The following is a 14,843-nucleotide window of genomic DNA, read 5'->3' as shown; positions in this document are numbered from 1 at the left end:
TAAGAAAAATAAAAAGATAAAAACATGATATTCGATAAGCACGGGGTTTTACAAATGACCCAAATGAATTATGGCAGCGATCGTCCAAAAGCTGAAAATCCAATTAAAATTAACGACGTAAGTTTACGTGATGGCCACCAGTCATTATTCGCAACTCGCGGTCGTACTGAAGATATGTTGCCAGTAGCAGAAATGATTGATGAAGCAGGATATAATGCTGTTGAAACATGGGGTGGAGCTACTTTTGATACGATGCACCGTTTCTTGGGTGAAGATCCATGGGAGCGTCTAAGAGTATTAAAAAAATACATGCCTAAAACACCATTTTCAATGCTTCTTCGTGGACAGAATGTGGTAGGATACCGTAACTATGCTGATGATGTAGTTCAATCTTTTGTTCAAAGATCAATTGATAACGGTATGGATATCTTCCGTTGTTTCGATGCATTGAACGATTTTAGAAATTTCGAAACTGCAGCTAAAGTTATTAAGGATAACAAAAAACATTTACAAGGTGTGGTATGTTATACTTTGAACCAACCTCGTTTGGGTGGTGAAGTATACAATATGGAATACTACATTAATAAAGTAAAAGACCTTATCGAATTCGGTGTTGATTCTGTATGTATCAAGGATATGGCCGGATTGATAGCTCCTTATGATATTTACAATTTGGTTCGCGAAATCAAGAAATTTACTGATACACCAATTAACTTGCATACACACTTTACTTCAGGTATGGGTGACCTGGCAATTTTCAAAGCTATCGAAGCAGGTGTAGATATCGTTGATACTTGTATCGGACCTTATGCTTACCGTACTTCTCACCCCGCAGTTGAGCCAATGATTATGTCATTATTAGGCACAAACCGCGACTCAGGAATGGACATTAATAAGATTAATGAGATTGCTGCTGAAATGGAGAAATACATTCCTAAATACAAGCACTTAGACAATAGTCCTAAGTATGCTACTACTGATATCAATGTATTATTACACCAAACTCCAGGTGGAATGCTTTCTAACCTTGTAAATCAGTTGAAAGCTATGGATGCATTGGATAAATTACCAGAAGTATATCGTTTACTTCCTAAAGTTCGTAAAGATCTTGGTAATATTCCATTGGTTACTCCTACATCTCAAATTGTTGGTGTACAAACAGTAAATAATGTACTATTCGATTCTTACGAAGGAGAATATGCACAAATTACCAAAGAGGTAAAAGATCTTTGCTACGGATTGTATGGAAAAACTACTCATCCAATCAACCCAGAGGTTCAGAAGAAAGCGCTTAAGGATTATCCTCGTGGTGAGGAGCCTATTACAGCTCGTCCAGGATCTATTCTTGAGCCAGAAATGGATGCTGTGAAAGCTGAATTCGGAGATCTTGCCAAAGATATTGATGATGAAGTTTTATGCGCACTTTACCCTATTACAGGAAAACGCTTCCTAAAATGGAAATATGGTGTAGAAGAAGTTCCAGCTGATGTAAAAGCTAAAACTATGGCAGAGGTTGAAAAAGAACAGGAGCTTGTAAGAAAAGCCCTTTCTGGAGAACTTACTTCTAAAGGAAAAGGTAACGGTCGTGAGCTTGAAGTTACTGTTGATGGCGAAACCTTTACTGTGGAAATTAACGATCCTAACGGTCCTGCTACACCTCAATTTAAAGGTCGTAAGAAAAAGGATGCTGCCAAAGACGAAATGGAATCAGGTAGCGTTGTTGCTCCAATCCCAGGTATGATTGTTGAGTGCAAAGTAAAAGTTGGTGATGAAGTTAAAGTAGGAGATACATTAGTAGTACTTGAAGCAATGAAGATGATGAATAATCTTGATGCTAAAGCTGAAGGTACTGTAAAAGAAATTAAATGTGATTCTGGTGATTCTGTTGCTAAAGGCGATTTGCTTTTAGTAATAGAGCCAAAAGCCTAATGACTATTTAATTATTGAGTTAACACCCCCTGAATTTATTTTCAGGGGGTGTTTTTAATATTGTACATTGTTTTGCTAGGTAATTTGTGTTTTTTAATATCTTTGCACTCAAAATAATAATGAGTCAATTACGAAAAGCAATTTTTAATTGGAAAATTAATTTTTGTAAGAAACCAAACAGAGGGTATGGAAAATAAAGTGGAGTATTTTATCGATCCTGATAAAAAATTGATCGTGGAATATTATTGTGGAGAGTTTTTGGTTGAAGAGTTGATTGCCCATAAATTTGATATTGCAAACAATGAAGAATACAATCCTAATTATCATGTTCTTCATGATATACGGGATGCTATATTTCTTTTTTCTTTTGATGAAATTACCAAATATGTAGAGTTTTTAGAGAACGATACAAAATGTGTAGGCAAAAGAAAATCAATTGTTTTAGCGAAAACACCAGAACAGGTTGTAGTAGGACTGGGGGTAGATATGCAAAAGAGAAACTTACCCATAAATATTAAAGTTGCCAGTACCTTTAAAACTGCTTTCAAATTTTTTAAACTTCCCCTATCCGACATAAATGAGGTAGAAACGTGGATAGAAAATCACCGATATCAAAAAGTAATCTAAACTTTAAATAAGATATTCAGTCTTTTTTTTAGCGAATAGTCTTGTGCTTCTTAAGCATCTCTTTAATCAGTTGGTGAAATGTTCTTAGCTTTCGCCGATATAAACGCAAATCTACAGTCCTATTTTTTTAATTGTTCCTGCAAAATTGCAATTTGCAGGTATCGACTTACCGTATCGCGAATAAGCTGTCAATAAAAGCTTAGTCGTAAAGCCTTCTAGTTGCCAAATTAATCGAAATTCGAATCTCTACTTAAGTTGAGGCTCCGAATCTTCCCGAAGGATTAAAAGCTAAATCGTATTAATTTTTCGAGTATAGAACTTTATTCAGCCTACTCGTATTGTTAAGTACTATAAGGATATTTTTTTGTTTTAATATTCATAAAATAAAAGGAGTTACTGCTCAAATGCTATTTCACAACGATGAAGGTCGCTTACCCTGCTCTTTAGTAGTAGGTAGCGAGTTGAATTTATTTTTAGTTTAATTGATTATAATTTTAACAGACAATATCCTTTGGTTACTTTTATTGCTCGTAAAATAATTATTATATTTAAAACAAACAGCAACTCTTCCTAAAGGGAATGTATCAATAGTATGGCTAGGGTTACTGAATAGTTGGCATTAATTTAAACGACCGATATGGCAATAAGTACAAATTCAATAATACATTACACTAAATCATTTGACATCCTTTCGTCAATTTTAAAAGAAGGATTTAGAATAAAATATTGTGCTGAAGTATTATTATTGGGTAAAAAAGGAAGTTCATTAGCAGCTCATCCAATGATTTCTTTTTGTGATATTCCACTTTCAAGTTCGTCACAGCATTTTGAAGCATATGGCAAATATGGAATAGGACTAACAAAAGAATGGGCTGTAAGAAATGGAGTTAACCCTGTTTTATATATTGATAGAAATTCATTAATCGCAGAAAGTATTTACAATCTAATTAAAGCCAGAAGAAAAACAGATAGTAACTTAACATCAGCACAAAAAAGAGAAATCTTGCAAATTAAAAGTTATGCAAAGAATTATTCTGGTACATTAAAAAGAACAGGAAAGCTTGATAAGAAAAACTATAATTATTATAACGAAAGAGAATGGAGATTAATCCCTCCAAAAGATAAAATAAACAATAAACCCTTTTCTATCAGTCTGAAAGCATATAATAGTGATAAAGAGAAATACAACAAAGAACTAATTGATTGTAGGTACAAATTTGAAATTCAAGACATCTCTTATATAATTGTAGAAAGGACAGAAGAAATCCCTCAGGTTGTTAAAGTTTTAAGACAACTTCATTATGAGCAGTATTCAGGGAAAGAGTTAGATATTTTGTTAAGCAAAATATGTTCAACCGAGCAAATTTTATCAGACTATTAAAAAATGAAAAAAGACATACCACATATCGCAATTGAATTTCCAGACTACTTTCCTGATAACTTTGATGAATTTATCGTTGATGGAATTGAAAACGAACTTTTGGATCTAAGAGTTGAAAGAAAAGAACCAACTGCTTGGGCAGCTAGCGAATGGATAATCCCAGGAATCGTAGCAGTATATATCCTTAAACCATATTTTGAAGCTTTTCTTAAAGAAGCAGGTAAAGACCATTATTTGTTGCTAAAGAATAAACTTAACAGCATTCTTGCGAAAACTAAGAATATGAATGTTAATACAATAACTGCCAAAGAAACAACAAATAAAATTGACACCTCAAATACACAATCGAAGGCAATTTCAATCTTCATTCAAACCAAGAATGGAATTGTGATTAAACTACTATATGACAATAATCTTGACTTAGATACTTGGCAACAATCAACTATTGATTTTTTACATCTAATTGAAGACCACTATGAAAATGCGAAAAACAATTCTTTAACTGAGTATTTAAACAATTTGGAACCAAGTAGAAATAGAACTATTTATGGTATAATTGACCCCGATAGTAAAAGTTGGATACTTATTAATAATTTGGGACAATATGAAAGAGAAAAAATGAACAAAAACTAATGCTAACAATGGCTCATAAATCATACTTTTCTGCCGCAGGCGCAACACAAAAAAGTACGCTTCATAGCCTAACCGTTATGCCCTATTTAAATGAACAAAACTGAAAGACCAATTAACAATGAGAGATAATTTTAATAAAGCTGTTCAGAATGTAATTAGGTTTGGAGATACTGACATATTTCCTTTTCCTTTCGAAAGATATTTATTTGATGAAAAACTTGAAGATACATTAGATAATCTAATGGAGATACATAATAATCTTGATGATGCATTAAGTAGGTTTCCACCATTGACTATTGTAAAATTAAGTCAAGTTGGTTACTATGGTTTCAGAAGTGCTACTCTGATAGAGCCATTTTGGAATGTTTATTTTTTAGGTTTAGTTATTTCATTAGCAGAAGAAATTGAGAAATCAAGAATTAAAGAAAATGATAAAACAGTTTTTTCGTATCGATATAAATGGAATAATGAAAAGAGTTCTCTTTTTACAGATGCAAATTGGATTGACTATAAAAAGCAATGTATTGAATTATCTCAATCATATGATTATGTGCTGCAAACTGACATATCAAATTTTTATCCAAGAATTAATCATCATAAATTGGAAAATGAATTAAAGAGAATTGATAATACATCTGATATTGCAAAGAAAATTATTAAACTACTTGGACTGTTCTCAGGAACAATATCGTATGGATTACCTGTTGGTGGGCCTGCATCGAGAATATTAGCAGAATTAGCTCTTAATCATACTGATTCACATCTTAAATCAAAAGGTATTGTATTTTGTAGATATGTTGACGATTATACAATCTTTTGTAATTCTGAATCAGAAGCATATAAAACCTTAATACTTCTTTCTGAAAAACTTTCAAATGACCAATTAGGGTTACAAAAAAATAAAACTAAAATTATGAAAACTGATGAATTCAGAGATATTCATAATTTTTTAGACCCAAAACCAAAAGAGGAAAGCTCTGATGAAGAACAAAAGTTGTTAAATATTTCAATTCGTTTTGACCCATATTCTGCAACTGCAATTGATGACTACGAGTCTCTAAAACAAGCAGTTCGTGAAATTGATATTGTTGGTATTCTGTCCAAAGAAGTGAATAAAACAAGGATAGACCAAACAGTTACAAAACAAGCAATTAACTCAATCAAAGCCTTAACAAAGGAAAACCAAATTCAGGCTGTAAGAATCCTACTTGACCAAAATAATCTATTAACTCTTTCGTCAGTATTTACAACGATTATGCGTTCAATGAGAAGTATTTATGATGACCTTAACAAGAGTGGAAAGGAATTAATTGATAAATCCTTGTTAGAACTTTTTAAAAACGAGAACTATTTAACTAAGGTTGAGATAAATTTGAATTATATCGTTCAGATTTTATCTATAACTCATTCACAGGAAAAAGAAGAATTATTTGTTCAACTTTATGAATCAGTACCAAATCATTTTCTTAAACGACAAATAATAATAGCTATGGCAAATTGGAATTGTCATTATTGGCTTGTTGATATTAAAAATCAATTTACAACAATGACAATTTGGGAAAGGCGAGCATTTATTTACGCATCCTATTTTCTTGGTGATGAAGGGAAACATTGGAGAAATCACAATAAAAGTCTTTTTAGTAAAGAAGAAATACTTATGCGTGACTGGTGCTCACAAAGGCAACAGTCCAATAAACTAATTTTAGTATGATTACAGAAAGAGATATTGCAGAAAAATTTAGTGTTGTTTGGAAGCAACATTTTCCTCTGTTGAATTCGAATTTTATGAGAATGTTTAATGAATCTCAAGTTAAACAACTAAATAAGATTCCTATTCCTATAAAGGAGAATATTAAATACGATTTAGTGTCTGAAGCAGCATTTATTTTAACTAATAAATTAATAGAAAATGATTGTGCTATTGAAGAGTTCTTATCAGATAAAACTAATTTGTTAGATTTAATAACTCAAACTGCATTCATAATCTGGAAATCAGGTAATTACACTAAAAAAGACTTGGTTTTAAGTAAAGTGGAAATTGAAGAAATATCTTCAATAAGTAAGAATATATTTGAGTTTATTAAAATCAATAAAAAAGAATCAGTCCAATTTAAGCCTACATTAAAAGGATATGGTATTTTCCCAGATTTAGAAGCAGATATCTCAATTGATGATACTCTTTATGAGATTAAAACAGTAAATAGAAATTTTAAATCAAGTGACTTAAAACAACTTTTTATTTATCTTGCTTTAGGGCAGGTGTCAGATAATATGATATGGAATTATGCTGGGTTATATAATCCAAGGAAGGGTACTTATTGTAAATTTAATATAAAAAGTATGGTAAATAATTTAACTGGTGGATTATCACCTAACGAAACATTTGAAAATCTATTAAATAGTTTAGATAGAGATATACAAATTGATAGTAGATTTTAAAGAAAAACAGGGCATAACACAGGCTCATAAATAATTGCCGTAATATTAGTAAATTTGGGCATTACAGCTCGAATGAAGTGCATATTAAATTGAAAATTTAGTGTTTCGTAATCGGCAACTATTTATAGCCTAGCACGGTATAAAACTTTGGGGTTTAGGTGGATAATAAAACATCCTACCACGCATCAAGTTCGGTGTAATTAGACAGTAAGTATCCCGCAATCCAACGTTTCATACCGCCATCCGTTAGGCAACAAGGCAGAAACAAAATAATTTAATAATACAATAACAAAACTAAGGCCTATGAAAAAATACAATAAGGCTACAGGATTTTTCTTGATAATTATTGGTTTAGTATCGATGATTCTATTATTAGCAAAAGGCTTTCATTTTTACGAATTTGAAAATGAAACAATTCCTTTAGTAGTCTTTCCAGCAGTAGCATTTCCAGCTGTTGGAATTCGGTTATTAAAAAAAAATAAATAGATTCTGATATAAGGTGAAATGTTCGTCATTCTTCGTTAATGATTCTCATCCTTCGACAAGAATATGACTAAGGCAGAAAAGAATTCGGTAAACATAGACGTTAAAAGAACAATATTCTAAAACTGTTCGACAGACTTGTAAAACATTAACACAAACATAAAACAAGACAGAATCAAGATGTTAAGTAAGAACAAAGCCCAGTTGCCAACAACTAAGCGTTCGTGTGGCAGGGACTGCCCAACATGTTTCGAAGAACAGCGCAGCTAACAGTCGGTGGGTTGATGGTTCCAGAGATTTATCTACTGCTTATGAGGAATGATATATTTTACAAGACTATTTGGAACTTGTAAATTGGGAATAAGTGGTTTTTAAGAAGGTCAAATAAAAAAAACAGTTCCCGTAGGATTGTAGTCTGCAAATAACGAGCATGATTTCCAATCTGCAATCAAATCAAAGCTGCCACCAATCTGCCGCAAGTCTGTAAATTGTGAAAATAACAAAGTGTGTAAGCTCAATGTTTACTTATAAGAAGATATCCAGAATTAAACATTGACAATAAGGCGTAATTACAAATTTCGAGATCAGGAAAAACCTTATTTTATAAGCTTTGCTACGGTATATTGGATAGCAGTATTTAGACCTTGTACAATACAAAAATACACCTGGAGATAGGTATATCATTGTATTAAGGATAAAGGAATACAAATACAGTAGCGCAATAGATTATGCAAGAGGAAAAGGGATTAATTGATCTTGTTTTGCTCTAAAACCACAAGTCACAGACTTGCGACATATAGTGTTTAAAGAAGTCTGAATTCAGAATAGATAAATGTAGGAATCCTTTAGCTTATTGCTTATTTAGAAGTGGAATTGGTGTTGTTTATGGGAAGGGTAAACGAAACAGTTGTTCCCTGGCCAAATTCGCTTTCAATTGATAAAATCCCTTTGTTTTTTTCAATAAAATCTTTTACAAGTAGTAAGCCCAGCCCCGTGCTTTGCTCGTTTTCTGTCCCTTTGGTATGAAAAGTGTTGTTTGTTTCAAATATTTTTAAGAGGTTTTCTTTTTCTATGCCCACCCCATTATCAATAATTTGAACGAGAGCTGTATCCTTGTTTTTGATCTTCGATTTTACAAGGATTGTACCATTGCGGTGTGTAAACTTAATGGCATTGCTGATAATGTTACGTACTACGGTTTGTAGCATGTTTAAATCGGCAAGTACCGAAATTGGCTTGTTTAATTCGAGCCTGATGTCGATTTGTTTAGTGTCGGCTGATTGTTTTAGGTTCTTTAGTTCATGTTGAAAAACATCGTCAAGCACTAACACTGTTGGTGTGTATTCAATTTTACCCACTTGCGATTGTGCCCATATAAGCAGGTTTTCGAGAAGCTTACTTACATTTACTGCCGATTTATGCAAAATAGACAACAAGTTTTTAAGTTCATCAACGCTAAAATCATCGAAGCTGGAATTAAGATGCTCGAGCAGCGAGGCAAGCGTTCCTGTAGGGCCACGTAAATCGTGTCCAATAATTGCAAAAAATTTATCTTTGGCTGCATTAATTTCGTGTAGTTCGAAGTTTTTCTGGCGCAGTTTATAGTAAAAATAGTATATGATTGTTGCAGTTAAAACGATCAGTATAATCACTAAAATCATCGCATTGCGAGTGGTCTTTTGCTGTTTAATATTTAAGGCATTAATTTTATTCTGCTTTTCGAGTCCTGCTATCTGCTGGTTTTTTTCATCAATTTCGTAAATTGTTTGCAGTTGTTCTGTTTTTATAAAAGCATTACCCGAAAGAAGTAAACTCTGAATCTCGATTTGTTTGTTTTTACAACGAATGGCATTTTTATAATCTTTTACTGCTAAATACGCTTCGCCTAACTTTGAATAAATGTTTAACTCAATTTTTTTCTGGTTGTTCGATATGGCTAGTTCTAACCCTCGGTAAATGGTTTCGAACCCTTTTTCTACGCGGCCTCTTTTAATTAGGATTAAACCTAAGTATTCATAAGAGCTGGGGAGGCTTCGTTGGTATTTGCCTGCTTCTTGCACCTGTACGGCTTGGTTTAAATACTTTTCTGCCAGTTTATAATTACCCATGGCATATTCTATTTTACCCATATTTTTATGCACATTCGATATGCCCAGGGCAGAGGAGTCGTTTGTGTGTATTTTTAACGTGTAAGCAATGTTTTTACGAGCTTCTTCGAAATTGTCCAATTCTAAATAAATTAGTGCGATCTGCTCGTAACACATGGCAACGCCATTCTGGTTGCCATCGAGACTTGCCTGTTTCAGGTAAATAGCAAGAGCTTCCTGCGTATAGTCGAGCGCAATGTCTGGAACTTTTAAATTAAAGTATATCTGCCCCAGCAAATAAGCCGACCATGCACTCCCCTCAGTAAAATTTGCTTTTTTATAATTTAATTTTGCTTTTATGATGTATTCAATAGCACGATCGTACAGCCCGTTCATTCTAAAAGTAGAGCCCATCATAGAGTACGAAGCACCCATTGTCCTGAAATTTTTAGACTCCCGGCAGGCTTGGATAGCAGCATTAAACGATTCAAGAGCTACAATATTTTCACCTATTCTGTATTTATTCACACCAATTTTGTACAGTATTTCTCCTTTGTACCAAGAGTATTCGGTCGCTTCTTCCAGTAATAATGCACTTTCTAAATAGGCAACCGACTGCGAATTGTCTATTCTTAAATAGATATCTCCAAGGGCCAAATAAGCGCGCATTATCAGGTTGTTGTCCTTGGCTTTAGTTGCGTTGTCTAATGCCGCATGAGCTAGGCTTTTTGCCTCGTCAATGTCACTATCTTTAAAGAGGTGCGCAATGTCGAGTTGAATCGCAATTTTAGCACTTCCCGTTTTAGTAGCCAATAAAGTGCGCAAGCTGTCGGTGCTTGTAATTGCACGGTTCAAACTGTAAACATCCGTTGAAAGGAGCAGCAAATGGAATAAGATAAGTAATGGCCAAATTTTAATAGATGTATTTTTATGCATGCAGTATCGATTAAAAACAACAGGAAGTTTATGTGCCAAAGGTAGCGTAAATTCCCAGTATTCTAAAAATAGCTACCTTATTTTAAACCATGATTTTTTTTAAGTTGCCACAGAATTAATTTGTTCGTGATAAAATGTAGGTAGCAGGTCTTCTTCGAGTTGAAACAATTGTCGACATTTTGTTAAAATGCTTGTTGAAACCATGCATTTTTGTTTGCCAGCAAAATGGCTATCGAAACCAAATTGTTCTGCCTGTGGTGGAGCAAATAAAGCGAAGCACAGTGTTAAGCCTCGCAGAAATAGCCTTAGCTATTTTGAAACACGAGAATTGAGCATTGCCTTTATCCAAAACAGTTTAAATTTAGGCGAAGTGAGTGATAAATAAAGTTGAGTATTTTTTGCTGGCTGCCGGGCTTTTCGCTAAAGTTCCCTTGCGCTTTACCCTTCCGACAACATCAGCTGTGGAGCTCCTCTGGTCGCTCACACCTGCTGGTCGTCACACTTAAGCGCTGCGGCAAGCTACCGCTGCAATCCCTGCCAGGGCCTGCAAGCTTCGTCAACTCAATAGTGAAATCTCCTTTAGAGCCAACTATTCTCGATGTGTTTGTGTTGAAAAGCCTATCTGTGCTCGCCCTGCTCCCAATACTTCCGTGACACGAGGTACCCCTTCCGTGACAAGACCTTACCTCTTCCGTGACATAAAAAAGCTTTTCCGTGACAAGCTTTTGCTCTTCCGTGACACGTGATACCCCCTTCCGTGACACGATTTTCTTGTTCCGTGACACGATTTTTGCTTTCCGTGACAGCAAAAAGTTATTCCGTGACAGAGACTTTCTTATTCCGTGACATACGGAAGAGCAAGTTTGTGTCGCGGAAGCCCTATTTTCACCAACGGAAACACAATTGCAGGTAACGCAAATAGTAGCCTGTATAACTGAACATCTATTTTTAAATACGGAAAGCCTACCCAATTCGAAGTTTAAGCCCCCGATAGCGCGCACTTTTAGCTCGTGCTTTACTTTGCAAAAGTAAAAACACAAGCTAGCAAGAGTCTAGAATTTCCAATCTGCAATTAAACCCACCACCATTCCATTTCACCACCTTACTTCAGCTGAGGCTCCGAAGCATACCTCATAATAAAACTCACATTAGAAATCGTGTAGATTAACTAGCTCATTATATAACAATACAAAGGGGATTATGCTACAATAGTAACATACTAAAGTTTTCATAAAAAAATAGTTTCGCTATAGTTATGCCACATAAAATAGTTATTATATTTATAACAAAAACAAATAGCAACTCTTCCTAAAGGAAATGTATCGATAGTATGGGTAGGGTTACTGATTAGTTAGCTTTCATTGCAAAAACGAAACTGCAAGAATGAAAAATTCCTGAATAAAGAATTGTTTATTTATCTTTGGAATTGAAAGTTTGATAATATGACAAAAGAAACTGCAATAAGATTATTTCAAGACCAAAGGGTACGAGTTCATTGGGATAACGACCAAGAAAAATGGTACTTTTCAATTGTTGATGTCGTCGGTGTTTTATCAGGAAGTGTTAATCCTCAAGCATACTGGAGAAAACTAAAGGAGCGGCTTAAAAAGGAAGGAAATGAAACCGTGACGAATTGTCACGGGTTGAAAATGAAAGCAGTTGATGGAAAGATGAGGATGACAGATGTTGCTGATACAGAGCAATTATTGCGATTAATACAATCAATCCCTTCGCCCAATGCTGAACCTTTTAAAATATGGCTAGCAAAAGTTGGTTACGAACGGATTGAGGAAACGGAAGACCCCGAAAAAGCTTTTGAAAGAGCAATGGAAACCTACTTAAAAAAAGGCTATTCAACGAATTGGATAAATCAAAGACTGAAAAGTATTGAAGTCCGAAAAGAGTTGACTGATGAGTGGGAAGCAAGAGGAGTGAAAAAAGGATTAGAATATGCAATCCTAACTGATGAAATTACAAAAGCATGGACTGGGTTTACAACCAGAGAATACAAAGACCTTAAAGATTTGAAGAAAGAAAACTTAAGGGATAATATGACAAATCTTTAATTGGTTTTGAATATGCTAGCAGAAGCCACTACAACTGAAATTTCAAAAGAGAAGAAACCAAATACATTTTCAGAAAGTAAGAATATTGCCAGACAAGGTGGAACAATTGCTGGAAATACAAGGAAAGAAATTGAAGAAAAGACAGGGAAAAACGTAATATCTCCACTTAATGCAAAAGAACTTGGGGAAAAGAATGCCGATGAAGAAAATGAATTAGAATAACAAACAACGAAAAGCTAACAATGTGTATTGTGCATAAGGGTTTCAGAGGTATTCGAGCAGTATCACCCGCATCATTTTTTGTGGTAACTTGACAGGTTTAAAGTCCGCAATCCCTTACTGCACCATACACTCAGTCGTTGTGCTTAATTTAACAGAGAGACTTGTACTGCTAAAAGAAAAGATTGGAAAGTGCAAGTGAGAAAATAATTGAAAATAGATTTCACTAAAATTATAATTTTAAGAAGGGACTTATCAAATGGAATACTTGGGTTCTTGTTTATGCAAAGGAATTAAATTTAAAGTAATAGGTGATTTTGAGAGTTTTTATTTATGTCATTGCAGATATTGTAGGAAAGATACAGGGTCTGCACATGCTGCAAATTTATTTTCTACAACAGCTAAACTAGAATGGATAAAAACAGAAACTGAAATTAAAACATATCAACCATATAAGAGTAATCATGTGAGAGCTTTTTGTACAAATTGTGGTTCAGCTCTACCTAATTTACAAATGGATGGTAAACTTTTAGTAGTTCCAGCAGGATGTTTAGATACAAAATTAGAAAAACGACCTGATGCACATATTTTCATCTCAAACAAAGCAAGTTGGGATGATTCGTTGGAAGAAATAACTAAATTTGGACACTTACCAGAATAGAAAATAGATAAAGAGATTTGCTTTTTTGTTTGATGCAAATAACCATCGAGAAACTTGACCGTGATGAATATAAAAGTAAAAAACCTGCAAATAACAACTAAGCGTTCGTTTGGCAGGGACTGCCCAATAGGTTTCGAAGAACAGCGCAGCTAACAGTCGGTGGGTTGACGTAAGCGGAGATTGATCTACTGTTTATGAGGAATGATGTATTTTACAAGGCTTTTTGGAACTTATAATTCGGAATAAGTGGTTTTTAAGAAGGTCAAATAAAAAAACAGTTCCCGTAGATTTGTAGTCTGCAAACAACGAGCCCCGGATTTTTCATCCACAATTAAAACCATTCCCATTCCGATACCTCACAGCTGAGGCTCCGAAACATACCTTATAATAAAACCTACATTAGAAATAGTGTAGATTAACTAACTCATTATATAACAATACAAAGGGGATTATACTACAATAGTAACACACTATAGTTTTCATAAAAACAATAGTTTCGCTATAGTTATACCTCGCAAAATAGTTATTATATTTATAACAAAAACAAACAGCAACTCTTCCTAAAGGAAATGTATCGATAGTATGGGTAGGGTTACTGAATGGTTGCCATTCATTGGCAGAATAACTAACTAATAAAATAATTTAATTATGAAAGTAACTATATGGCAACCTGTGTTTATGACACTAATTACAATTTGGAGTTTAGCACCATCTGGAAAAAGTGCCGAATTACTTGAAGGTAATCTTATTCTATTGTTAATCCTGCTTGCATGTATTGTAAGTTGGTTTGTTTATTTTATGCAAAAGAGTAAGAAGAAGAAGTTGATGATGAAGAAAAAAACAGAATGAAACTAGTACGATAATTTTAAGTCAAATTTTAAAAGCAACACGATATGTCGAATCATGCCTGTTGTGAGGTTATAACTTAATTGGTTTTTAGCAAGTTTAAGAAATAAAATACTGATCGAAATCACTCAAATATTGGTAAGAGTGCAAAGGTAATTTAACTGAAAATTATAATTCAGAAAAACAACAAAAACGCCCTACAACAAAAAATATAGGTCATTTGGCGGATAGTTCTAAATTTGAGTATGGTAACATTTAATAAAATATATATCGGTTTGACAGGTTGGAGTTTCAAAATGCCAAACGCCCCATATTCAAACCGTGTGCCCAGCATGCCTATTAACTATAGGGTGAAAGTCCCGAACAGGCCTAGGTAAAAGGAACTGTTAGCAAGTATCAAGTGTAACATTGTGAAGTGTCGCATGAAGGCAGTCAGATCGCAAACCTCTGTACTGACGGACAGAAATCGCATATTGAGGCGGGTGTTTGCTTAGGATAAGGTAGCACGTCACACCGAAGTCCAATTTTACAGCACA

General features: G+C 34.0%; 13 protein-coding genes. 12 read left to right on the top strand and 1 reads right to left on the bottom strand.

What is annotated here, in order from left to right; all coding sequences use genetic code 11:
- The first annotated feature begins 24 nt into the window (after nucleotides 1-24).
- From ACT3CE_RS00610 to ACT3CE_RS00580, 7 genes are all read left to right on the top strand, one after another.
- The gene (locus tag ACT3CE_RS00610) at nucleotides 25-1,929 is read left to right on the top strand and encodes a pyruvate carboxylase subunit B (protein ID WP_444707826.1); all 1,905 of its coding nucleotides are present in this window, start codon (nucleotides 25-27) and stop codon (nucleotides 1,927-1,929) included.
- Nucleotides 1,930-2,115: 186 nt separating this feature from the next.
- Nucleotides 2,116-2,556, top strand: a complete 441-nt coding sequence (locus ACT3CE_RS00605) for a hypothetical protein (protein ID WP_444707825.1) — start codon at nucleotides 2,116-2,118, stop codon at nucleotides 2,554-2,556.
- A gap of 637 nt (nucleotides 2,557-3,193) precedes the next feature.
- Nucleotides 3,194-3,937: an abortive infection system antitoxin AbiGi family protein gene (locus ACT3CE_RS00600; RefSeq protein WP_444707824.1), complete on the top strand. Its 744-nt coding sequence runs from the start codon at nucleotides 3,194-3,196 to the stop codon at nucleotides 3,935-3,937.
- 3 nt (nucleotides 3,938-3,940) lie between these two features.
- Nucleotides 3,941-4,570: a hypothetical protein gene (locus ACT3CE_RS00595; protein WP_444707823.1), complete on the top strand. Its 630-nt coding sequence runs from the start codon at nucleotides 3,941-3,943 to the stop codon at nucleotides 4,568-4,570.
- 118 nt (nucleotides 4,571-4,688) lie between these two features.
- A complete protein-coding gene (locus ACT3CE_RS00590; RefSeq protein ID WP_444707822.1) occupies nucleotides 4,689-6,281 on the top strand; it encodes an RNA-directed DNA polymerase in 1,593 nt (530 codons plus the stop codon).
- Nucleotides 6,278-7,009, top strand: a complete 732-nt coding sequence (locus tag ACT3CE_RS00585; RefSeq protein ID WP_444707821.1) for a hypothetical protein — start codon at nucleotides 6,278-6,280, stop codon at nucleotides 7,007-7,009. The genes ACT3CE_RS00590 and ACT3CE_RS00585 overlap by 4 nt, the downstream gene beginning before the upstream one ends.
- A gap of 303 nt (nucleotides 7,010-7,312) precedes the next feature.
- Nucleotides 7,313-7,495, top strand: a complete 183-nt coding sequence (locus ACT3CE_RS00580) for a hypothetical protein (RefSeq protein WP_444707820.1) — start codon at nucleotides 7,313-7,315, stop codon at nucleotides 7,493-7,495.
- 854 nt (nucleotides 7,496-8,349) lie between these two features.
- On the opposite strand, the gene ACT3CE_RS00575 is transcribed toward ACT3CE_RS00580, so the two are convergent.
- Nucleotides 8,350-10,515 carry a tetratricopeptide repeat-containing sensor histidine kinase gene (locus ACT3CE_RS00575; protein WP_444707819.1) on the bottom strand — a complete coding sequence of 722 codons (2,166 nt, stop codon included), beginning with the start codon at nucleotides 10,513-10,515 and terminating at the stop codon, nucleotides 8,350-8,352.
- Nucleotides 10,516-10,702: 187 nt separating this feature from the next.
- On the opposite strand from ACT3CE_RS00575, the gene ACT3CE_RS00570 reads away from it, so the two are divergent.
- The 5 genes from ACT3CE_RS00570 (at nucleotide 10,703) to ACT3CE_RS00550 (ending at nucleotide 14,310) form a co-directional block, all read left to right on the top strand.
- A complete protein-coding gene (locus tag ACT3CE_RS00570; protein WP_444707818.1) occupies nucleotides 10,703-10,900 on the top strand; it encodes a hypothetical protein in 198 nt (65 codons plus the stop codon).
- 1,057 nt (nucleotides 10,901-11,957) lie between these two features.
- Nucleotides 11,958-12,581, top strand: coding sequence for a BRO-N domain-containing protein (locus tag ACT3CE_RS00565; protein WP_444707817.1), 624 nt, complete (start codon nucleotides 11,958-11,960; stop codon nucleotides 12,579-12,581).
- A gap of 12 nt (nucleotides 12,582-12,593) precedes the next feature.
- Nucleotides 12,594-12,803, top strand: a complete 210-nt coding sequence (locus tag ACT3CE_RS00560) for a hypothetical protein (protein ID WP_444707816.1) — start codon at nucleotides 12,594-12,596, stop codon at nucleotides 12,801-12,803.
- Nucleotides 12,804-13,059: 256 nt separating this feature from the next.
- Nucleotides 13,060-13,461 carry a GFA family protein gene (locus ACT3CE_RS00555; protein WP_444707815.1) on the top strand — a complete coding sequence of 134 codons (402 nt, stop codon included), beginning with the start codon at nucleotides 13,060-13,062 and terminating at the stop codon, nucleotides 13,459-13,461.
- A gap of 648 nt (nucleotides 13,462-14,109) precedes the next feature.
- Nucleotides 14,110-14,310, top strand: coding sequence for a hypothetical protein (locus tag ACT3CE_RS00550; protein WP_444707814.1), 201 nt, complete (start codon nucleotides 14,110-14,112; stop codon nucleotides 14,308-14,310).
- Nucleotides 14,311-14,843 lie beyond the last annotated feature (533 nt).

Origin of the sequence: Marinifilum sp. RC60d5 (assembly GCF_052400665.1) — a bacterium.
Lineage (GTDB): Bacteria > Bacteroidota > Bacteroidia > Bacteroidales > Marinifilaceae > JBQTGK01.
The sequence above is the reverse complement of the archived record's forward strand: the minus strand, read 5'-3'. Positions and strand labels throughout refer to the sequence as shown.

What these genes read in the sequence shown, in the direction of transcription:
- ACT3CE_RS00610 (WP_444707826.1), top strand. Translation starts at nt 25, where the DNA reads ATGATATTCGATAAGCACGGGGTTTTACAAATGACCCAAATGAATTAT.
- ACT3CE_RS00605 (WP_444707825.1), top strand. Translation starts at nt 2,116, where the DNA reads ATGGAAAATAAAGTGGAGTATTTTATCGATCCTGATAAAAAATTGATC.
- ACT3CE_RS00600 (WP_444707824.1), top strand. Translation starts at nt 3,194, where the DNA reads ATGGCAATAAGTACAAATTCAATAATACATTACACTAAATCATTTGAC.
- ACT3CE_RS00595 (WP_444707823.1), top strand. Translation starts at nt 3,941, where the DNA reads ATGAAAAAAGACATACCACATATCGCAATTGAATTTCCAGACTACTTT.
- ACT3CE_RS00590 (WP_444707822.1), top strand. Translation starts at nt 4,689, where the DNA reads ATGAGAGATAATTTTAATAAAGCTGTTCAGAATGTAATTAGGTTTGGA.
- ACT3CE_RS00585 (WP_444707821.1), top strand. Translation starts at nt 6,278, where the DNA reads ATGATTACAGAAAGAGATATTGCAGAAAAATTTAGTGTTGTTTGGAAG.
- ACT3CE_RS00580 (WP_444707820.1), top strand. Translation starts at nt 7,313, where the DNA reads ATGAAAAAATACAATAAGGCTACAGGATTTTTCTTGATAATTATTGGT.
- ACT3CE_RS00575 (WP_444707819.1), bottom strand. Translation starts at nt 10,515, where the DNA reads ATGCATAAAAATACATCTATTAAAATTTGGCCATTACTTATCTTATTC.
- ACT3CE_RS00570 (WP_444707818.1), top strand. Translation starts at nt 10,703, where the DNA reads ATGCTTGTTGAAACCATGCATTTTTGTTTGCCAGCAAAATGGCTATCG.
- ACT3CE_RS00565 (WP_444707817.1), top strand. Translation starts at nt 11,958, where the DNA reads ATGACAAAAGAAACTGCAATAAGATTATTTCAAGACCAAAGGGTACGA.
- ACT3CE_RS00560 (WP_444707816.1), top strand. Translation starts at nt 12,594, where the DNA reads ATGCTAGCAGAAGCCACTACAACTGAAATTTCAAAAGAGAAGAAACCA.
- ACT3CE_RS00555 (WP_444707815.1), top strand. Translation starts at nt 13,060, where the DNA reads ATGGAATACTTGGGTTCTTGTTTATGCAAAGGAATTAAATTTAAAGTA.
- ACT3CE_RS00550 (WP_444707814.1), top strand. Translation starts at nt 14,110, where the DNA reads ATGAAAGTAACTATATGGCAACCTGTGTTTATGACACTAATTACAATT.